Source organism: Okibacterium endophyticum (genome assembly GCF_054780075.1).
This window is the reverse complement of record NZ_BAAGXA010000005.1, coordinates 93,774-113,212: the sequence shown is the minus strand read 5'-3', so window position 1 is coordinate 113,212 and position 19,439 is coordinate 93,774. Positions and strand designations below refer to the sequence as shown.

General features: G+C 65.3%; 22 protein-coding genes and 1 tRNA gene. 9 read left to right on the top strand and 14 right to left on the bottom strand.

What is annotated here, in order from left to right; genetic code table 11:
* Window positions 1-162 precede the first annotated feature (162 nt).
* Both ACYVF5_RS04705 and ACYVF5_RS04700 read right to left on the bottom strand, forming a co-directional pair.
* Complete coding sequence (locus tag ACYVF5_RS04705; protein WP_460943854.1) at window positions 163-744, bottom strand: LytR C-terminal domain-containing protein; 582 nt, start codon at window positions 742-744, stop codon at window positions 163-165.
* A gap of 83 nt (window positions 745-827) precedes the next feature.
* The gene (locus ACYVF5_RS04700) at window positions 828-1,154 is read right to left on the bottom strand and encodes a DUF3263 domain-containing protein (RefSeq protein ID WP_460943852.1); all 327 of its coding nucleotides are present in this window, start codon (window positions 1,152-1,154) and stop codon (window positions 828-830) included.
* Window positions 1,155-1,281: 127 nt separating this feature from the next.
* Here ACYVF5_RS04700 and msrB point away from each other — a divergent pair, with 127 nt between their 5' ends.
* A complete protein-coding gene (gene msrB / locus ACYVF5_RS04695; protein ID WP_460943850.1) occupies window positions 1,282-1,683 on the top strand; it encodes a peptide-methionine (R)-S-oxide reductase MsrB in 402 nt (133 codons plus the stop codon).
* Window position 1,684: 1 nt separating this feature from the next.
* Entirely contained in the window at window positions 1,685-2,218 is a 534-nt protein-coding gene (locus ACYVF5_RS04690; protein ID WP_460943848.1) for a nitroreductase family protein, read from the top strand.
* 102 nt (window positions 2,219-2,320) lie between these two features.
* On the opposite strand, the gene ACYVF5_RS04685 is transcribed toward ACYVF5_RS04690, so the two are convergent.
* Window positions 2,321-2,394 (bottom strand) — tRNA-Thr (locus ACYVF5_RS04685).
* A gap of 128 nt (window positions 2,395-2,522) precedes the next feature.
* On the opposite strand from ACYVF5_RS04685, the gene ACYVF5_RS04680 reads away from it, so the two are divergent.
* A complete protein-coding gene (locus tag ACYVF5_RS04680; protein WP_460943846.1) occupies window positions 2,523-3,098 on the top strand; it encodes a hypothetical protein in 576 nt (191 codons plus the stop codon).
* Between the two features lie 78 nt (window positions 3,099-3,176).
* On the opposite strand, the gene ACYVF5_RS04675 is transcribed toward ACYVF5_RS04680, so the two are convergent.
* Entirely contained in the window at window positions 3,177-4,112 is a 936-nt protein-coding gene (locus ACYVF5_RS04675) for a DsbA family protein (RefSeq protein ID WP_460943844.1), read from the bottom strand.
* 271 nt (window positions 4,113-4,383) lie between these two features.
* Between ACYVF5_RS04675 and ACYVF5_RS04670 the strand changes: the two genes are divergently transcribed.
* Window positions 4,384-5,487 (top strand): ABC transporter ATP-binding protein, encoded by a 1,104-nt coding sequence (locus tag ACYVF5_RS04670; RefSeq protein ID WP_460943842.1) that lies wholly within the window; start codon window positions 4,384-4,386, stop codon window positions 5,485-5,487.
* A 67-nt stretch (window positions 5,488-5,554) separates the two neighbouring features.
* On the top strand, window positions 5,555-6,847 hold the full coding sequence (locus ACYVF5_RS04665; RefSeq protein WP_460943841.1) for a DUF4032 domain-containing protein: 1,293 nt from the start codon (window positions 5,555-5,557) through the stop codon (window positions 6,845-6,847).
* A gap of 27 nt (window positions 6,848-6,874) precedes the next feature.
* On the opposite strand, the gene rlmB is transcribed toward ACYVF5_RS04665, so the two are convergent.
* From rlmB to ACYVF5_RS04645, 4 genes are all read right to left on the bottom strand, one after another.
* Window positions 6,875-7,876: a 23S rRNA (guanosine(2251)-2'-O)-methyltransferase RlmB gene (gene rlmB / locus ACYVF5_RS04660; protein WP_460943839.1), complete on the bottom strand. Its 1,002-nt coding sequence runs from the start codon at window positions 7,874-7,876 to the stop codon at window positions 6,875-6,877.
* A complete protein-coding gene (gene cysS / locus ACYVF5_RS04655) occupies window positions 7,866-9,284 on the bottom strand; it encodes a cysteine--tRNA ligase (protein WP_460943837.1) in 1,419 nt (472 codons plus the stop codon). The genes rlmB and cysS overlap by 11 nt, the downstream gene beginning before the upstream one ends.
* Before the next feature lie 9 nt (window positions 9,285-9,293).
* Complete coding sequence (gene ispD / locus ACYVF5_RS04650) at window positions 9,294-10,469, bottom strand: 2-C-methyl-D-erythritol 4-phosphate cytidylyltransferase (RefSeq protein WP_460943835.1); 1,176 nt, start codon at window positions 10,467-10,469, stop codon at window positions 9,294-9,296.
* Window positions 10,470-10,576: 107 nt separating this feature from the next.
* On the bottom strand, window positions 10,577-11,059 hold the full coding sequence (locus tag ACYVF5_RS04645; RefSeq protein ID WP_460943833.1) for a CarD family transcriptional regulator: 483 nt from the start codon (window positions 11,057-11,059) through the stop codon (window positions 10,577-10,579).
* A 162-nt stretch (window positions 11,060-11,221) separates the two neighbouring features.
* On the opposite strand from ACYVF5_RS04645, the gene ACYVF5_RS04640 reads away from it, so the two are divergent.
* Window positions 11,222-11,716, top strand: a complete 495-nt coding sequence (locus tag ACYVF5_RS04640) for a hypothetical protein (RefSeq protein WP_460943831.1) — start codon at window positions 11,222-11,224, stop codon at window positions 11,714-11,716.
* A gap of 54 nt (window positions 11,717-11,770) precedes the next feature.
* Here the strand turns inward: ACYVF5_RS04640 and ACYVF5_RS04635 are convergent, their stop codons facing one another.
* Both ACYVF5_RS04635 and ACYVF5_RS04630 read right to left on the bottom strand, forming a co-directional pair.
* The gene (locus ACYVF5_RS04635) at window positions 11,771-12,454 is read right to left on the bottom strand and encodes a winged helix-turn-helix domain-containing protein (protein WP_460943829.1); all 684 of its coding nucleotides are present in this window, start codon (window positions 12,452-12,454) and stop codon (window positions 11,771-11,773) included.
* Entirely contained in the window at window positions 12,451-13,626 is a 1,176-nt protein-coding gene (locus ACYVF5_RS04630; RefSeq protein ID WP_460943827.1) for a sensor histidine kinase, read from the bottom strand. The genes ACYVF5_RS04635 and ACYVF5_RS04630 overlap by 4 nt, the downstream gene beginning before the upstream one ends.
* 172 nt (window positions 13,627-13,798) lie before the next feature.
* On the opposite strand from ACYVF5_RS04630, the gene phoU reads away from it, so the two are divergent.
* Entirely contained in the window at window positions 13,799-14,467 is a 669-nt protein-coding gene (gene phoU / locus ACYVF5_RS04625; RefSeq protein ID WP_460943825.1) for a phosphate signaling complex protein PhoU, read from the top strand.
* A 173-nt stretch (window positions 14,468-14,640) separates the two neighbouring features.
* On the opposite strand, the gene ACYVF5_RS04620 is transcribed toward phoU, so the two are convergent.
* The 4 genes from ACYVF5_RS04620 to ACYVF5_RS04605 all read right to left on the bottom strand — a co-directional run bounded on the left by ACYVF5_RS04620 (window position 14,641) and on the right by ACYVF5_RS04605 (window position 17,713).
* On the bottom strand, window positions 14,641-15,393 hold the full coding sequence (locus ACYVF5_RS04620; RefSeq protein ID WP_460943823.1) for a phosphoglyceromutase: 753 nt from the start codon (window positions 15,391-15,393) through the stop codon (window positions 14,641-14,643).
* 56 nt (window positions 15,394-15,449) lie between these two features.
* Window positions 15,450-16,583: a CAF17-like 4Fe-4S cluster assembly/insertion protein YgfZ gene (gene ygfZ, locus ACYVF5_RS04615; protein ID WP_460943821.1), complete on the bottom strand. Its 1,134-nt coding sequence runs from the start codon at window positions 16,581-16,583 to the stop codon at window positions 15,450-15,452.
* Window position 16,584: 1 nt separating this feature from the next.
* The gene (locus ACYVF5_RS04610; protein ID WP_460943819.1) at window positions 16,585-17,232 is read right to left on the bottom strand and encodes a nitrobindin family protein; all 648 of its coding nucleotides are present in this window, start codon (window positions 17,230-17,232) and stop codon (window positions 16,585-16,587) included.
* Window positions 17,233-17,413: 181 nt separating this feature from the next.
* The gene (locus ACYVF5_RS04605; protein ID WP_460943817.1) at window positions 17,414-17,713 is read right to left on the bottom strand and encodes a hypothetical protein; all 300 of its coding nucleotides are present in this window, start codon (window positions 17,711-17,713) and stop codon (window positions 17,414-17,416) included.
* A gap of 158 nt (window positions 17,714-17,871) precedes the next feature.
* On the opposite strand from ACYVF5_RS04605, the gene ACYVF5_RS04600 reads away from it, so the two are divergent.
* Both ACYVF5_RS04600 and mshD read left to right on the top strand, forming a co-directional pair.
* Entirely contained in the window at window positions 17,872-18,564 is a 693-nt protein-coding gene (locus tag ACYVF5_RS04600; RefSeq protein WP_460943815.1) for a response regulator transcription factor, read from the top strand.
* Window positions 18,533-19,432 (top strand): mycothiol synthase, encoded by a 900-nt coding sequence (gene mshD, locus ACYVF5_RS04595; protein ID WP_460943813.1) that lies wholly within the window; start codon window positions 18,533-18,535, stop codon window positions 19,430-19,432. Before ACYVF5_RS04600 ends, mshD begins: the two co-directional genes overlap by 32 nt.
* The last annotated feature ends 7 nt before the right edge of the window (window positions 19,433-19,439 follow it).

Here is a 19,439-nt window from a genome sequence, read left to right as displayed (position 1 = left end):
CTGGCTGCGGAGCAAAATGAGCGACCAGTCCAGATACTATTTGCACCGGCCGGCGTGGGTCGCCGATCGTAACGAAACTGTGGCTTTCTGCCATCTGCCCGAGGGGAACCATCGGCGGGAGCGGGTCCTGACGCACCGGGCCGGTGATGCGGACCGCTCCGCTCAGCCCGTCGCCGGAGCGTAGTCAGCCCCGAGAACCACCCAGATCTGGGCTGCCGGCACCTCGCCGTCTGCATTCGGCACCTGGAACTCGCTCGACAGCTGGATCGCCGCTCCGCCGAGCGCAACGGCGATGCCGCGGGCAGCGCCCTCCTGCGATGCGTCCTCGTAGTACACAGTGGTGGTCTCGATGGTGTTGTCGGATGCGTTCGCATTCGTGATCGGCTGGGACCAGCCCGCGGAATTCAATTGGGAGATCGCCGCCGCCGACAGCCCCTGCGTCGCCGTGCCGTTCAGAACGGTGATGACGGCGTTCGGATCGATAGTCGGTTCAACGGTGGGCACCGGATCCTCGCTCGGCGCCGGTGTGGTCTGTGACGATCCGGTGTCCGTTCCGAGATCGAGGCGGTCGTCGAGCACGAGCAGTCCGACAACCCCGATGACGATGAGGACGACCGTGGCGATCGCCGCCCACATGAACACGATCCATCCTCGCCCCTTCGGCGCCGGCGCACGATGTGCCCCCACACGCTTCAGGTCGTCGGGCTGGTCGTCGAACCTGTCTTTCGGGAAACGCTCTGCCATGTCGCCTGTGTCTGATCCTGTCGTCTCGCGCCGCCCGGGGCAGCGCTGAGTTGCGGTTTTCGAGCCCGTTCGCCCGAGGTTCCTCAGTCGTCGTTTCCCGCCCGTGACCGGCGTGATGCCTGCCGCGCGTGGCGGATTCGTTGCAGGCGCTTCACGAGCAGAGGGTCGTGCACGAGAGCCGCCGGCGAGTCGATGAGGGAATTGAGCACTTGATAGTATCGCGTCGCCGAGAGGTCGAACTCTGTTCTGATGGCTTCCTCTTTGAGCCCCGCGTGCTGCCACCACCGATTCTCGAAGGCGAGGATCGCGATATCGCGCTCGTTCAGCGGTTCACCCCCCGCGCGGGTGTGCCGTCGGGCAGACCTCTCGTCGATCGTGACCGCCTCCTCCCTGCTGTGCGTTGCGCTCATCATAACGGCGCACCGGCTGAGTGATCGCTGCGGCCGCACGTGTTTCCTCTGCTCGGCGTCACGGAGGGACTCGTGGGAACACATTCGGCCCGACGGGAGTTAAATGGTGGTGAGCAGAAGGAGCCACATGACCGAGAAAGTGACCAAGAGCAACGACGAATGGCGCAAGGAGCTTTCGGCGGAGCAGTACGCCGTCTTGCGCGAGGCTGCAACGGAACGGCCCTGGACCGGCGAGCTTCTCGACGAAGGCCGTTCGGGGCTGTACACCTGCGCGGCGTGTGGAGCCGAACTCTTCAAGAGCGGAACCAAGTTCGACTCGGGCTGCGGGTGGCCGAGCTTCTACGAATCCGTTCGCCCCGAGGCCGTGCGCCTCATCGAAGACGACAGCCTGGGCATGGTGAGGACAGAGGTGCGCTGCGCCAACTGTGACTCGCACCTGGGCCACGTGTTCGACGACGGGTTCGGAACGCCGACAGGAGACCGCTACTGCATGAACTCGATAGCTCTCAATTTCGCACCGCAGGAATAGCATGACAGCCCTCGTCGACATCGTCGCCGGGCGTCGGTCGTGGTCGAAAGTGACATCGAATGCGCCGACTCACGATGAGCTGCTGCCGCTCGTTGCGGCGGCAGCCCGGGTCGCAGATCACAGTTCGCTGCAGCCATGGCGTCTCATCGAGGTGCGTGGAGCTGCGAGAGAGGCCCTGGGAGAGGCGATCGCAACCGCCCAAGGGAGTGACGAACCGTCGACCAAACCCCTGAGGGCATCACTGCTCATCGCCATCGTCGTGAGCCATCGCACGAGCGGGAAAGTCCCTGGATGGGAACAGGAGGCTGTCGCCTCCGGCGTCGGCCATGTGCTGAGCCTGCTGCTGCACGACGCCGGTTGGGGCGTGATGTGGCGAACCGGCAGCTATACACGTTCGAAGCCGGTGCGTGCGTTGCACAAGCTGCGCGCGCACGAAGAACTGCTCGGGTGGCTGTACGTCGGCGGGCTCCCGGCAGACGCCAAGGCAGGCCGCCGCAAGGCCATCGACCCGGAAGAGTTCCTCAGCACACTCTGAGGACGGGGTCCGTGCGTCCGGGAGGACGGGGTCGGTGCGTCTGGCATCGGCCGCCGGCATGGGCAGCGCGCCCTGTTCCGACAGCATACGTCCTGACGTCCGAGCCTCCTGTCGGATTCGAACCGACGACCCTCGCTTTACAAGAGCGATGCTCTGGCCAACTGAGCTAAGGAGGCAAAACCTCGACAAGTATACGGGGAATCAATGAGAGTTTTATGCCAGCGTGCCGGGTCGCCGGGCAGACGAAGCCGATAGCGTCGTCTTGTATGCCGCGCACTGGCGCACAGAAGATCCTGGAGCAGACATGACCGAGACGAGAACCCGGCGCACCGGGCTGAACACTCGTGATCTCTTGACGTGCGCAGCCTTCGGGGTTGCGACGGCACTGCTCCTGATCGCGCTGTCGACGATCACGGCGACGATCGCCGCCCTGTCACCACCCGCCTATGCCTTCATCGGCGCGTACACGGCCATCGCGCCGATGCTCTCGCTCCGGCTCATCGGCACACCGGGCAGCGCGACGATCACAGCGCTGTGCTGCGCGATCATCGCCTGGCCGTTCTCGGCGCTGGGGCTTCTGATCTTCATCGCGCTCGTCTGCCCTGCGGTCGCCATGGACCTCGCGTTCCTCCTTCGCTCACGCATCGGGGCGGAAGGTGCGCTCTGGCTCGGGGCCGTCGCCGGCGGGATCACGATCTTCGCGCTGTCGCTCCCCGTGATCTCACCAGATCACTTCACCACGGCGACCATTGTGCTGACCCTGGTCGGCCGTGTCGTCTCGTATGCAGCAGCGTGCTGGATCTCACTCGTTCTCGCGCGCGCACTGCGCGCGGCCGGAATCAGGCGCCGGAGCCCGTCTTCTCGAGCACCCCGCTCGTGACGCACAGGCGGCCAGCCGAGCGCCGCACTCAGGCGGCCAGCCGAGCGCCGCACTCAGGCGGCCAGCCGAGCGCCGCACTCAGGGAGCGGGCGTCTCTTCTGGAGCCGGTTCGGTTGCTGTCGGCGTCGGTGTCGGTGTCGCCGTCGCCTCAGCATAGGTCTCGCTCGCAACCGAGAGCACAAACGCCTGGAACTCCTGGTCGTCGTCGAGCGCGCCGGCATACTGCTTGTCGTTCACGAGGACGGTGGGCGTGCGCTGGATGCGGTCGAGCGATGAGTTCGGCACCGGTTCGCCCAGTGCTCGCTCAGTGGCGTCCTGAACCCACGGCTTGAACTTCTGCTCGTTGATGCAGGTGGTGATCAGGGTGCTCTTCTCGACGTCGGCGTCTCGTGTGATCTCGATGATCTGCTCGTCGGTCAGGCCGGACGATCCCTCTTCAGGCTGGTCGTCGAGCATCCGCACGTTGAAGTCGAAGAAGTGGTCTGGCGAGTAATTCGCCACACACGCGGCCGCGTTCGCGGCGCGCAGCGAATACTGCGTGCCTGCCGATTTTCCGGTGAGCGCCGCGATCGGATGGAATTCGACCGTCGCCGTTCCTGCCTCCGCCCACGCGGCCAGCTGTTCTCGGTTCGTCTGCTCGAACTCTCCGCAGAGAGGACACAGGTAATCGAGGTAGATCCGGATGTTGGGGACCCCCGGGTCGGTTTCACTCGCCTGTGGCTCCGCCCCCGCGGCGAGCGCCGGCGATGGGATCGCCTGCAGCCCCTGCCCGATGACGATCCCGTCTGCCGCCATGTTCGCCGGACCGTTCGAGGGAGGACGGATGGCGGTGACGATGACGAAGGTGACGCCGGCGATGATCGCCAGAACGACAACAACGATCCCGCCCTGCAGGGCCCATCTGCTGCGTCGGTCCTTCTTGCGCTGGGCATCGCGCAGTTCCTTCGCCTTCTCACGTGCGAGCTGACGCTTGTCGTCAGTGCTCGAACGGCTCGATGGTTCGCCGCCTGTCATGAATCCTCACTTCGGGTACGCAGATCGTCTGGGGACTGAGCCTCGCCAGACACCCCATCGATCGTAGTTCCGGAGTCTGAGAATCGTCCACACGCTCCCTGAACGCCCCGGGGCTTTCGCGGCGGATCTCGGCCCGCAGCGCCTCTCGACCGTGCCATACTGAGAGGTATCGCACTCGCAGCCATGCGGGTGCGTGCGTGTGGCGTAGCCGCCGCTCGCTTCTATTCACAACGGATCGTCCGGCACGTACCTGCCGGTGAAGGAGAAAATCATGGCGTCAGTGACGTTTGACCAGGCAACCCGCATGTACCCGGGCGGAACCCGCGCCGCGGTCGACAAACTCAGCCTCGAAGTCGCAGACGGCGAGTTCCTGGTTCTCGTCGGCCCCTCCGGTTGCGGAAAGTCGACATCGCTTCGTATGCTCGCCGGCCTCGAAGAGGTCAACGACGGGCGCATCCTCATCGGTGACCGCGACGTCACCGACGTGCCGCCGAAAGACCGCGACATCGCGATGGTGTTCCAGAACTACGCACTGTACCCCCACATGACTGTCGCCGAGAACATGGGCTTCGCGCTCAAGATCGCGGGCGTCGGCAAAGAAGAGCGCGCAGCGCGTGTGCTCGAAGCGGCCAAGCTGCTCGACCTCGAGGACTACCTCACCCGCAAGCCGAAGGCGCTCTCCGGTGGTCAACGCCAGCGCGTCGCCATGGGCCGCGCGATCGTGCGTCAGCCGCAGGTGTTCCTCATGGACGAGCCGTTGTCGAACCTCGACGCCAAGCTCCGCGTCCAGACGCGCACCCAGATCGCCTCGTTGCAGCGCCGCCTCGGCGTCACCACGGTCTACGTCACCCACGACCAGACCGAGGCGCTCACCATGGGCGACCGCATCGCGGTGCTCAAGGACGGGCTGCTGCAGCAGGTCGGGACCCCGCGTGACCTCTACGAGAAGCCGCAGAACGTCTTCGTCGCCGGCTTCATCGGCTCGCCCGCGATGAACCTCGTGCAGACCAACCTCGTCGAGAACGGCATTCAGTTCGGCAGCACCGTCGTTCCGGTGGACCGCGACATTCTCACCGCAGCGTCGACGAACAAGGTCACGGTGGGTTTCCGTCCCGAAGACATCGTGGTGTCGAGCAACCCGTCAGAGGGCCTTGAGGTCGCCGTCGACCTGGTCGAGGAACTCGGCGCTGACGGATATCTCTACGGTCACGCCGAGATCGACGGCAACCGCACCGACATCGTCGCTCGCGTCGATGGACGCATCCACCCGAACGCGGGCGAGAAGGTCTACCTCGCCCCGACGCCGAACCACGTGCACGCCTTCGACATCGAGTCGGGCGAGCGTCTCGGCGACAAGGCGGTCGTCCCCGACTGACAGTCACCGCGCCGGTCGGCTTTCGCCCAGACGGGCGGAAGCCGACCGGCGCTACTGTTTAACCACAATGACGCGTTCACTCAACATCACCTCGGCCACTGTCGATCCCGCGCTTCTCGACCTGCCGTGGAACCTCCCGCTCGAGACCTGGCCCAACGAGACCATCGCCTCGCTCCCCAAGGGCATCTCCCGCCACCTGGTGCGATTCGCGTATCTCTCCGGCTACGTCATCGCGGTCAAAGAGACGACAACAGAGATGGCGAGGGGCGAATACGACATGCTGCGCACACTGCAGCGTCTCGACATTCCCTGCGTCGACCCGCTTGCCGTGATCACGGGACGCCTCGATGACGACGACGATCCCCTTCCGAGCGTTCTCGTCACGAGGCACCTCAAGTTCTCTCTGCCCTACCGGGCTCTCTTCTCGCAGCAGTTGCGCCCAGACACCGCGACGAGGTTGGTCGACGCCCTCGCCGTGCTTCTCGTGCGGCTGCACATCGTCGGTTTCTTCTGGGGCGACGTGTCGCTGTCGAACACCCTCTTCAGACGGGACGCAGGTTCTTTCGCCGCCTATCTCGTCGATGCCGAGACCGGCAAGCTCTATGACGGCGGACTCTCGAACGGGCAGCGCGAGAACGACCTCGAGATCGCCAGGGTCAACATCGCCGGCGAGCTTATGGATCTCGAGGCCGGCGGGCGGGCCGACGAGGAACTCGACCCGGTGATGGTGTCGAACGGCATCGTCGCGGCCTACCGGTCGCTCTGGAAGGAGCTCACGGGCTCCGAGTCCTTCGCCTCGAACGAGCGCTGGCGCATCAACGAACGCGTCACCAGGCTCAACGAGCTCGGTTTCGACATCGAAGAACTGGCCATCAAGACCGATGCCGGCGGCACAACGGTCCGCATCCAGCCGAAGGTCGTCGACGCCGGTCACCACCAGCGCAGGCTGCTTCGCCTCACGGGCCTCGACACCGGAGAGAACCAGGCCAGGCGTCTGCTCAACGACCTCGATTCGTATGCGGCGACCAAGGGCATCCAAGACCTCGACGAAGAGATGGTCGCCCACGAGTGGCTGATCCGTGTGTTCGAGCCGGTGGTCAAGTCGATCCCTCGCGAGCTTCGCGGCAAGCTGGAGCCTGCCGAGGTGTTTCACCAGCTGCTCGAGCACCGCTGGTTCCAGGCGCAGGAGCTCGGCAGGGATGTGCCGCTCGCCGAAGCACTCACCTCGTACATCAACACCGTGCTGAGGCACCGTCGCGACGAGGCGACGGTCATCAACCCGCCGACGGGAACGCTGACACTCCCGACGCCGGTCGTCTCTGCCGCTGCCGAAGAATCCGACTGGCGCGACCGCGTGTGATGCCGTCTTGCGCGTGCGCCCCGTCGCCTATTCGGCGGTGCCGCGCAGGCGCGAGATCTCGTACAGCGTGACGGATGCAGCTATCCCGGCGTTCAGGGATTCGGTCGCAGACGAGATCGGAATCGAGACCACGGCGTCACAGGTGTCTGTGACGAGTCGCGAGAGCCCTTTGCCCTCGCTTCCGACGACGATCACAACGGGCTGTTTCGCGAGGTCGAGGCCAGGGAGCGAGACGTCACCGCCCCCGTCGAGCCCGATGACGAACACCCCGGCTTCTTTGAACGCCTTGAGCGTCTGCGTGAGGTTGGTCGCCATCGCAACGGGTGTCCTGGCCGCCGCGCCAGCCGATGTCTTCCAGGCCGATGCGGTGAGACCGACGGAGCGACGCTGTGGAACGATCACACCATGCCCGCCGAAAGCGGCCGTCGAGCGGATGATCGCGCCGAGGTTCCTGGGGTCCGTGATGCCGTCGAGCGCGACGAAAAGAGGAGTGTCGCCCCGCGAGACGACCTGCTCGAGCAGCTCGACCGGATGCGCATATTCATACGCGGGAACCTTGAGCGCGAGGCCCTGGTGCACGGAGTCGAAGCCGGCGAGCCTGTCGAGCTCCGGGCGCATGACCTCGAGCACGGGCATCCCACGGCCGGTTGCCATGGAGAGGATCTCGCGCACCCTGTCGTCCACGTCGATGCGCGCGGCGACATACAACGCCGACGCGGGGATCCTCGCGCGCAACGCTTCGAGTACCGAATTGCGGCCTGTCACGATCTCTGCGTCGTCCGACTGTTTGCCGCGAGGCTTTCGGGCGGGTGCGCTCGACGACTGCCGCTGCCCGGCTCCGGCTTTGCCTTTCACGGCCGCGAGGCGTTCCTGCGCCGCTTTGCGTTTTCCTGCGACGTGGTAGGTGCGGTCCTCTGCCTTCGGTGTCGGTCCTTTGCCCTCCAGCGACTGGCGGCCGTTGCCGCCGGTTCCCTTGACCGGGCCCTTCTTGGTTTTGCGGATCGCGCCTGGGCGGCTCTTACTGGCCATCGATACTCCAATGTGCACCCGATGAGGTGTCTTCCACGGTGATGCCCGCAGTTGCGAGTTCATCACGTATTCGGTCTGCTGTCGAGAAATCGCGTGTGTTTCGCGCCCGCTCGCGTTCTGTGATGAGCACATCGACGAGACGCGAGAGCGCCGCGTACGCTGATGTCTGCTCCATCTGCCGCCACTCGGGTGAGAGCGGGTTGATTCCGAGGATATCGGTCATGGCGACCACATGCCCCTGACAGCGGGCTGCGAGCGCCAGATCCTCACCGTCTATGGCCTGGTTCCCCAGCCGCACGGTCTCGTGCAGCACGGCGAGGGCCTGCGGCACAGACAGATCGTCGTTCATGGCGTCGGCGAAGGCATCTGGGATCGTCTCGACGCCCGTGCCCGCGAACCGCGTGCCGTGCAGGCGTCTTGAGACCCGCTCGAGAAAGCTCTCGATCCGATCGAGTGCCGCCTCGGCCTCTGTGAGCGCATTGTCGTGATAGTCGATGGTCGATCGATAGTGCGCTTGCCCGAGAAAATAGCGGACGACGATCGGCCTGGCGGCACCGAGCAGATCGGCCGCGTACACCGAGTTCCCCAGCGACTTCGACATCTTCTGCCCGTTGACGTGGACCAGGCCGTTGTGCACCCAGTAGTTCGCGAACCCCTCGCCGGCCGCTGTCGACTGCGCCAGCTCGTTCTCGTGGTGCGGGAATCTCAGGTCGAGTCCACCGCCGTGGATGTCGAAATGCGCACCCAGGTATCTGCTCGACATCGCCGAGCACTCGATGTGCCATCCGGGCCTGCCGTCACCCCACGGGCTCGGCCACGACGCGGACCGCGGCTCTGATTCCTTGTGCCCCTTCCAGAGGGCGAAGTCCCGGGGATCGCGTTTTCCTCGAGGTTCGGCGTCTGCCGCTGCCTCCATGCTGTCGATGCTCTGGCGCGTGAGCTCTCCGTAGGACGACCAGCTGCGCACGTCGAAGTACACGTCACCCGATCCATCGGCTGCAGCATAGGCGTGACCGCTGTCGATGAGACGCGTGATCATAACGTGCATGTGTTGGATGTTCGCCGTCGCCCTCGGCTCGTATGTCGGCGCCTGAATGGCGAGAGCGTTGTATGCAGCTGTGAACTCCAGCTCCATCCGGTATGCGAGCGCCCACCACTGTTCGTTTTCCGTCGCGCCGGCGAGCACTTTGTCATCGATGTCTGTGACGTTGCGGATCAGCGTGACGTCGTAGCCGCTGACGTTCAGCCACCGCCTCAGCTGGTCATACACAAGCGCGGACCGCAAGTGCCCGATGTGCGGCGACGATTGCACGGTCGGACCACACACGTACATCCCCACGGCGCCTGGAGTGATCGGGGTGAAGTCACGCAAGGCCTGAGCCTTGGTGTCGTAAAGTCGCAGAGTCACCGGTTAAGACTACTGGCGGCGGATGAGAGCTGTCGCAATGGCGCACACACCCTCTCCCCGGCCGGTGAACCCGAGTCCGTCTGCTGTTGTGGCAGACAGACTGACCGGCGCTCCGAGCCAGGAGCTGAGAACGCCTTCGGCTTCATGGCGTCTGCCAGCGAGCCTCGGTGAGTTTCCGATGAGTTGCACGGCGACGTTCTGTATGCGGAACCCCGCTGCTCCGAGCCGCTCTGCGCCCCGGCGCACGAACACCTCGCCGTGCGCACCGGAGAACGCCGGGTCGTCCGTTCCGAACACCGAGCCGATATCGCCGAGTCCCGCTGCCGAGAGCAGCGCGTCGGTGATGGCGTGGCAGACGACATCGCCGTCGCTGTGCCCGGCGAGGCCCGGCTCGCCGGGCCAGAAGAGTCCGGCCAGCCAGAGCTGTGCGGTGTCGTCGTATGCGTGCACGTCGATGCCGACGCCGGTTCGCTGATCGCGCTCGGCCGGGAGCGTTGTGGCCACGAGGTTCTCTGCCCGCTGCAGGTCCCACGGCGTGGTGATCTTGAAGGCCTGTGGATCGCCTGCGACGACATCGACCTGATGGCCGGCGTCCGCGAAGAGCGCCGCGTCGTCCGTGTACTCGCGGCTCGCCCGCCGGTAGGCGTCGACGAGCGCATCGCGTGGAAATCCCTGCGGGGTCTGGACGGCCCGCAGCACAGAACGATCGACGGTGCCCGTCACGGTTTCGCCCTCGTCGACGCTCTTGATGGTGTCGCTCACGGGCACCCCTGGGACGACGCCGTGCCCACGCGCCTCTACCGCGTCGGTCACGCGCTCGAACTGTGCAGCGGGGGTGAGCGCACGTGCGGCGTCGTGCACAAGAACCGTGCGAACGGACGAGCTGATCGCGGCGAGGCCGGCGCTGACCGACAGCTGCCTGGTGTCGCCGCCGGCGACGACGCTCACAGAATCGCGCGCGTGGCCGGCGACGGCAGAGCACATCCGCTCGGCTTCGCCCACGAGCTCGAACGGCACGACCGCGATGACCTGTGCTTCTCGTTGCATCCCGAGAACGGAATACAGTGCCCGCTCGAGCAGGGTCCGCCCTCCGCATGCGACGAAAGCCTTCGGCTTGTCTGCGCCGAGTCGCGAACCGCTGCCCGCGGCGACGACGATCACGGCGATCTCAGGTTCAGCTCTCACCTGAGCAACGTTACCGGGCTGCGGGAGCAGACCTCGCCCCGGTGGTCGAGCACACCCCGCCCCGGTGGTCGAGCACACCCCGCCCCGGTGGTCGAGCTTGTCGAGACCTAAGAAGCCAGAACCTCGTCGAGAACCGTCGAGGCCTTCTCTTCGTCTGTCTTCTCTGCAAGAGCGAGTTCTGAGATCAGGATCTGCCGCGCTTTCGCGAGCATACGCTTTTCTCCGGCGGACAGTCCGCGGTCCTGGTCACGACGCCATAGATCGCGCACGACCTCGCTCACCTTGATGACATCCCCTGACGCGAGCTTCTCCAGGTTTGCCTTGTAACGACGGGACCAGTTGGTCGGCTCTTCGGTGAACGGTGCGCGAAGCACCTCGAACACCTTCTCGAGGCCCTCTTTACCGATGACGTCTCGCACGCCGACGAGGTCGACATTGTCTGCGGGTACTTCGATCACCAGGTCGCCCTGAGTGACTCGGAGCTTGAGGTACAGCTTCTCTTCACCCTTGATGACTCGTGTCTTGACTTCCGCAATAGTTGCGGCCCCATGGTGCGGGTATACGACGGTTTCGCCAACCTCAAAAAGCATTGATGTGGATCCCTTCAGCGTCTATAAGGATACCACAGGCGGTATGCGCTAAAGTACGCCAAGCACCGGCGAAGAGGCAGGCCGCGCTACGATAAAGTGGTTTGTGTTCCCGGCACGCGTGCGTCTCTCTGCTCGCCTGCTCCCCGTTCTTCTGGAGGACTAGTGAAGGCGCGTTTTCTCGCATCGGCGGCCGTGGCGGCTGCGGTCATTCTGGGCACGAGCGCGTGCGGTCTCGTCGCTCCGCAGGCGACCACCCTCGAGTACGACGCGAGCGACGGCGTGAGCGCGACCGTCGGCACGATCAAGATCCTCGACGCAGTGGTCGTCTCGGACGACGGAGTCGACGGCAATCTGGTCTTCACCGCTGTGAACACCGGCAGCGCTCATATGCTTCAGGTGCAGTACGAGTCCGGATCCGGCACCGAGACCATCGACGTGATGGTCGACGAGAACGCGACGGTCGGTTTCGGCGGCGACACCACGGATGCCGTTCTGCTGCCTGACATCGACTCGATTCCCGGGTCGTTGCTCGACATCTACTTTCAATACGGTCAAGAATCAGGCGTCGAAGCCCGCGTTCCCGTTCTCGACGGCGAGCAGAAGCAGTACTCGACGTTCGTTCCAAAAGAAGCGTCCGAAGAAGCGGCCGCAGAGTAGCTCACACCGCCGCGTCAACGGCGTGATCGCGGCCACGGCACACGAGAAAGGCCGTCACGTCTCGAAGCGGTAGCCGAGCCCACGCACCGTGACGAGCATACGCGGTTCGGAGGGGTTCTCTTCGATACGGGAGCGGATGCGCTTGATGTGCACGTCGAGCGTTTTGGTGTCACCGAAGTAGTCGCTCCCCCACACCCGGTCGATCAGCTGGCCCCTCGTGAGCACACGACCTGCGTTGCGCAAGAGAAGTTCGAGAAGCTCGAACTCCTTGAGGGGCATCGAGATCTCTGTGCCCCTCACCTCGACGGTGTGGCGGTCGACGTCCATGCGCACGGAACCGGCCTCGAGAATGCTCTCGTCGACCTCGTCGATATCGCTCTGCCTGCGCCTGAGCACGGCGCGGATGCGAGCGAGCAGCTCACGGCTGGAGTACGGTTTCGTCACATAGTCGTCTGCGCCGAGCTCGAGGCCGACCACGATGTCGACCTCTGAATCCTTCGCCGTGAGCATGATGATGGGCACAGGCGACACGGCGCGGATCTGCCTGCAGACCTCGGTTCCCGGAATCCCCGGCAGCATCAGATCGAGAAGCACAAGGTCCGGCTCCGCGGACAGGAACGCCTGCACGGCGGTCGGGCCGTCCGCGGCGACATCCACCTCATACCCTTCCCGTCCGAGCAGGTACGCCAGCGGCTCGCTCAGCGAGTTTTCGTCCTCGACCAGAAGTATGTGCGTCATAGGTCTTCTCCTGTTGCCGTCTGCGCATCGGATGATTCCGGTGCTGTCGTCTCGTCTGCCTCTGGCAGGCGAATGGTGAAGCTCGAACCCTTGCCGAGCGCTGACCAGACGCGAACGTCGCCGCCGTGGTTGAGCACTGTGTGCTTGACGATCGACAGCCCGAGCCCTGTGCCGCCGGTGTCGCGCGACCGCGCCTGGTCGACCCGGTAGAAGCGCTCGAACACACGGTCGCGCTCGTCGTCTGGAATCCCGACGCCCTGGTCTGTGACCGTGATCTCGACGATCCCGTTGTCTCGGGTGACGCCGATTCCGACGCGACCGCCCGGCGGCGAATATGCGATGGCATTCGAGATGAGATTGTGCACAGCGACCACAAGGAGCGCCTCGTCGCCGTAGACGCGTGCTTTCGTGTCGCCGCCGGTGACCAGCTCGATGCCCGAGGCGTCGGCCGCGACGCGGTTCTGGTCGGTGGCCGCGACGATGATGTGGTCGACTTTGAGCAGCTGAGGCCTGTGCAGAGCATCCGCGGCCTGGAGCCTGGAGAGTTCGATGATCTCAGCGGTGATCCTGGCGAGCCTCGATGCCTCTGCACTCAGCCGATCGGCGAACTTGCGCACCTGTTCAGGGTCGTCCGCAGCGGGTTCGAGTGCCTCGGCGAGCAGGCTGACGGCGCCGATCGGGGTCTTGAGCTCGTGGCTGATGTTCGCGATGAAGTCACGCCTGACCTCGTCAAGGCGCCTGCTCTCGGTGTGGTCCTGGGCAAGCAGCAGAATGTAGCGGGTCCCCAGCCTCGCCCCTCGCACAACGAGATGCCTGCTCGAGTCGCCGAAGCGACCGCGGCTCAGTTCGAAGTCTGTTGAGATCGTCTCTCCGGTGTCGCGCACGGTGACGGCAAGGTCAGACAGCTCCTTGTGCGCGATCCGGCCGGACTGCACCAACCCGAGCGCGAACGCACCGGGCGATGCCCTGACGACGTTCCCTGACGGGTCGACGACGATTCCCGCGCTCTCGAGAACGTCGAGCACCTGATCGACGCCGTCGGGCACCGAGGGCGTGACGACCCCGCGCACGTTCTCACCACGTCGCGCTGCAGAGTAGAAGAACACGGTCAGACTCGCACCGACCACGAGGCCGAGTGCCAGAGCCGCGAGCACCAACCAGGTGGGGTCCATACGACTAGATTAGAGGCACAAGACGAGGCGCAAATTCCACGCGTGGCCTGATCAGGGGATTTTGTTGAGTGTTCAGCACGCGACAACCATTCGTTAACCTTGAGCCTGCATCCTTGACCGCGGGTGTGCGCGTGTGACATGCCGCCTGACCGAGATCGAAACGGAGACCCTTATGCGCGACGTATTCCAGCAAGAGATGCGAGAGGTACAGGAGCGTCTCGTGGAGCTCGCCGAACTCGTACACGTCTCCATCACCAATGCCGTCCACGCCTTCAACGAGTCGAACGTCGTCGTCGCAGAAGAGGTGATCGAGAACGACAGCAGAATCGACGAGCTGACGGTCGAGCTCGACGAGCTGGCCATCAATATTCTTGCCAGGCAGTCACCCGTCGCCCGCGACCTGCGCATCATCGTGAGCGCACTGCGCATCAGCGCCTCGCTCGAGCGCATGGGCGACATGTCCGGTCACATCGCGCAGCTGGCACGCTACCGGTTCCCGGAGCGCGCAGTGCCGAAGGGGCTTCGTTCGACATTCAAAGAGATGGGCCGGCTCGACGTCGAGATCTCACGCCAGCTCGCCGAGCTGCTGCGCACGCAGGACGTCAACCTCGCCGAGCAGATCCGCAACGAAGACGACAAGGTCGATGAGCTTCACGTCGCGGTGTTCGACAAAGTGCTCGGCGACACCTGGCGCGGCGAGGCCGTTGCGACTGTCGACGCCACCCTCGCCTCTCGCTACCACGAGCGCTTCGCCGACCACGCGGTCTCGATCGCCAAGAAGGTCCAGTACCTGGTGACCGGCGACTGGGCCGGCGCAGAGGATCCCAGCCTCGAGGTCTGAGGCCACTCCCGTCCGATGCAGGACCGATCCGATGCAGAGACTGAGCAGAAGCAGAGACTGAGCAGAAGCAAAGACTGAGCAGAAGCAGAAGCAGAGACTGAGCAGACAGAGAAGAGGGACCCCGTCGTGAGACGGGGTCCCTCTTTCTGTGAGCTTCGATCGGTCTCCGTCGCTCAGCGGGACTTGCCCTGAGAGGCGACAGCCGCCGCTCCCGCCGCCGCCGCCTCGGGGTCGAGGTACACAGCGGGCTCGATCGGCATCAGGTCTGAGCCGATCTTGTAGACCAGGGGGATCCCGGTCGGGATGTTCAGCTCGGCGATGTCGTCGTCAGAGATGCCGTCGAGGTGCTTCACGAGCGCCCGGAGCGAGTTTCCGTGTGCGGTGACCAGAACCGTCTTGCCCGCCCTCAGATCGATCGCGATGTCTGACTCCCAGTAGGGGAGCATCCGCGCGATCACGTCTTTCAGGCACTCCGTCTTCGGCACGTCACCGTCGATGTCCGCGTAGCGCGGGTCATCCGCCTGTGAGTACTCGTTGTCGTCGTCGATCGGGGGTGGTGGGGTGTCGAACGAGCGGCGCCAGATCTGGAACTGCTCCTGACCGTACTCCTCAAGGGTCTGCGCCTTGTCTTTGCCCTGCAACGCACCATAGTGACGTTCGTTGAGGCGCCACGATCGCTTGACCGGGATCCAGGCGCGGTCCGCGACGTCGAGAGTGATGTTCGCGGTCTGGATGGCTCTCGTCAACATCGACGTGTATTGCACGTCGGGGGCAAGTCCGGCTTCGATCAGCAGGTCGCCGGCATGTGTCGCCTCGGCGACGCCCTGCTCGCTGAGACGCACGTCGACCCAGCCCGTGAAGAGGTTCTTTTGATTCCAGTCGCTGTTGCCGTGGCGCAACAGGATGAGTGTGTATGGCTCAGACATGCCTCTAGCCTATGGTGTGCTCGGCGAGACCACACGGCGTCTGGTCTCGGCGGGCGTCAGGCGCCCGGTCGGCGGACCGCGCCGAGGCGAGGCAGCCGGGGAAGGTCGGCGACGGCGCCGGCGTCAGAGGGCACGATGACCTGCTGGCTGGCGGTGACGACGGACCCGTGTTCGTCGACGGTCAGCACGGCGGCAGGATCGACGTTTCGTTTGATGACGGCCAGGGCGACGGGCCCGAGCTCGTGGTGCAGAGCGGCGCTCGTCACCTGCCCGACCGGCTTCAGCTCCCCGTCGCGCTCGACGCTCACGGTCGCACCGTGGCTCGGCAGCACCGAGTCGGAACCGTCGAGGTGCAGGAACACCAGCCGGCGCGGCGGATGCCCGAGGTTGTGCACCTTCGCCACGGTCTCTTGCCCGCGATAGCAGCCCTTGCTCAGGTGGACGGCGGTCCGCAGCCAGTCGAGCTCGTGCGGAATCGTCTTCTCGTCGACCTCGGTGGCGAATCGCGGGCGCCAGGCCGCGATTCGAAGCGCTTCTGCCGCGAGGCTGCCCGCGACGTGCGACGGAGAACGCCCGGCGGCGATGGCGGCGAGGGCGCCGCGATCGACGATCGCCTCCGCCCACGTCCATCCCTCCCCCTGGTGCTCGCCGCCCGCGTACTGATGCCCGCCGGGCAGCACACTGTTCCACGGGTCCCTCCACACGAGAGGGATGCCGTTGATCGTGACCGTGGGAACATCGCCGGGGCTGTCCCCGGTGAAACCGATCACCGCATAGTCGGCTGTGCGATCGGCCACCTCGACACGAAGCATGAACCGCATTCGGTCGAGCCAGGCCACAAGATCGGCCGCTGCAGTCGGTTCCACGAGCATCCACACGGTTGTGCCGTCGTCGATCAGCTTCACCGCGTGCTCGAGCCGGCCCTGGTGATCGAGCAGGAGTGTCTCGCGCGAGACACCGGGCTGAAGCGTGGCGAGCTCGGCAGATGTCAGGGAGTGCAGCCAGCTCAGGCGGTCTTCTCCGCTGATCGTGACCACAGCCCGGTGTGAGAGGTCGACGATCGCGCGCGCCTCTTCGAGAGCGCGTTGTTCCCCGATCGGGTTGCCGTAGTGCGCGGGCACCCCCTCGTCCACGAGATCCGGAATCGCGACGGCTCCGTCGATCGAGAAGAAGGGTGAGGAACCGGTCACGTCACTCAACCCTCGCCAACCGCCCCGATGCGTGTGTACGCAGGTCCTGGCCGAGCGCCGCGATGTCCCATGCCCACAGCAGGTGCCCGTCGACGAGCCCATACATTCGTGTCGCAGCCGAATAGTCCTTCGACCCCGCCGCGCGCATCACCGCATCCGTGGCCAGGTCGATCCTCGGTCCGGCGATCTGGCCCAGGTAGAGCTCGTTGACACCGTCCGGGTGGACGATCGCCACCTGCACGTCGAATCCGCCGCCGTCGTTGCGGAGGGTCTCCACCTGCTCCGTTGTGGTGAACGGGCGTTCTCCCTGCGCCGGAAGCATGGCCGGGCCCGGGTCACCCGGCTGCAGCCCGCGGTGCAGGCGCCAGTACCCGGACTCCGCGACCAGCGGCGTGACCTCGAGGATGCCGGAGCCGTCTGCGTCGCCGCCGCTCGCATCGTCGTCGCTGGCGTCACCGAGCAACCAGGTCTGCGACGTGTAATTGAGGTAGGGCAGCCCGTCGTGGCTGAAGCTCATGCGCTGCCCGAACTCACGACTCACCGAATCGTCGCCGATCCGGTAGTCGACGACGCCACTGCCCTCCCACACGCCGACGAGCCACGAGAGCGGCACGAGCTCAGCGGGAAGATCGGTGGGGAGTTCGATCATGGCTCAGCGAGGCAATCAGCGCTGTCCGCGGAACAGGTTCCACACAACGACGCCTGAGACCCAGGCGATGGCGAGGCTGGCGAGACCGAGCAGCCCGATAAAAAACAGTTCGAGTGCGAGCATGCTCTCAGTCTAGTGCAGCCGTCTCGTGCAGCCGTCCGCTCGGACAGGCTCCAGGGGCCTATACGGGCTGCTGGAGCACGGCGAGGAGTGCGAGAACACCCGAGATGAGCGCGATCAGCACCACAGCGCCCGTGACCGACGCAGCGACGCGCAGGATGAAACCGTTCTTCTCGTGCGTGGCGAGTTGGAGCACAAACGTGAGCACAACGCACGCGGCGAGAACGATGGCAAGCCATGAGAACAGCGCGTCGGGCGACGCGACGATCCCGGCCAGAACACCCCCGACGATCGCGACGGCCCACACCGTCACCACCGTGCCGATCGTTCGGGTAACGGGCAGCGGAATGTCAGAGGTCACACACGTATTCTGCCTGACCGCCGATGGCGAGTCCACCGTGCACTCCACCGCTGCGCCGTGGTCACGTGCGGCGCATCGCCGGGCGGCATCGCCGGTCCGTGTGCCTGCCGGCCCGGTCGCGCCGCTAAGATGGGTCCAGGCAATCACTGGAGGTCCACGTGGCGCAACTGTTGATCCTGACCTCCCAGGTCGACAACGACGTGCTGCCCTCGCTCGCCTTCCTCAGCCACCGGGTGCGTCAGATCCCCGCCCAGCCGGCGCAGCTCGTGAACGCACCGAGCAGCGACGTGTTGATCATCGATGCCAGAACCGACCTCGCCGGCGCCAAATCGCTCTGCAAGATCCTGAGAACGACAGGGCTCAACATCCCCCTGCTCATCGTGCTCACAGAGGGCGGCCTCACGGCCGTGAGCGCCGACTGGGGTGTGGACGACGTCATCGTCGACGCCGCCGGCCCTGCAGAGGTGGATGCCCGCATCCGCCTGGCGATCGGACGCCAGAGCCAGGAGCACACCGCCACGAAGATCCAGACATCGGGTGTGGTGATCGATGAAGCCAGTTATTCGGCAAAAGTACAGGGCAAGCCGCTCGACCTCACCTATAAGGAGTTCGAGCTCCTGAGGTTCTTCGCGTCGCACCCGTCACGGGTGTTCACCCGCGAACAGCTTCTGAGTGAGGTCTGGGGGTACGACTACTTCGGCGGAACGCGCACAGTCGACGTGCACGTGAGGCGGCTGCGGGCGAAACTCGGCGACCTCGAATCGCTCATCGGCACCGTCCGCAACGTCGGGTACCGCTTCAACGTCTATGAAGAGGACAATGCAGCGACTGACTCTGCTCCGGCCGTCTGAGTCCGATTCGACCGCCCGCCGGGCCCTCGAACGGATAGCGCACGCCGCGTCCGACGCCGACGGGCAGCCTCCGTTCAACGACCAGGCGCTCATCGACATCACCACCGGGGCACGGACTCTGCTGCTCGCGACGCGAACGCCCGACGCGGCGACAGCGATCGGCGCGGCCGTCGTGGGCATGGGCGAGCTCGAGCTCGTCATCGATCCGTCGTTCAGACGACAGGGGTGCGGAACGGCGCTCGCGTCGATGGTGCTCGAAGACGACGGGTCAGCCGTACGGCGCGCGTGGGCACACGGTGATCACCCGGCGTCCAGGCACCTCGCCCGGCGATTCGGGTTTGTGCCCGTGCGCACCCTGTTGCAGCTGCGCATGCCGCTCACGGCATCCGTCGACTCAGAGGCCGACCCTGCCGCGGAGCAGGCGAGAGCACCTGACCCTGTGCGGATCGGATCGTTCCGCCCCGGGAGGGACGAGCCGGAATGGGTGGCACTCAACGGACGCATCTTCGCCGGACACCCTGAGCAGGGACGAATGAGCGTCGGCGACCTCATCGCACGCGAGGCCGAACCCTGGTTCGATGCCGGCGACATGCTGATCGCCAGAAACAGTGACGGCACGATGGCCGGGTACAACTGGCTGAAGGTCGATGGAGACGTCGGCGAGATCTATGTGCTCGGAGTCGACGCAGACGCCGCGGGGCGCGGACTGGGCCGATCGCTTATGGCCGCTGGACTCAGGCGGCTGCGCGAACGCGGCTGCCGGACTGCAGCGCTCTATGTCGATGACGAGAACACCCGCGCCGTCGGTCTCTACAGATCCATGGGGTTCGCCGATCACACCGTCGATGTTCACTACCTGCGCCCCTGAAGGATTT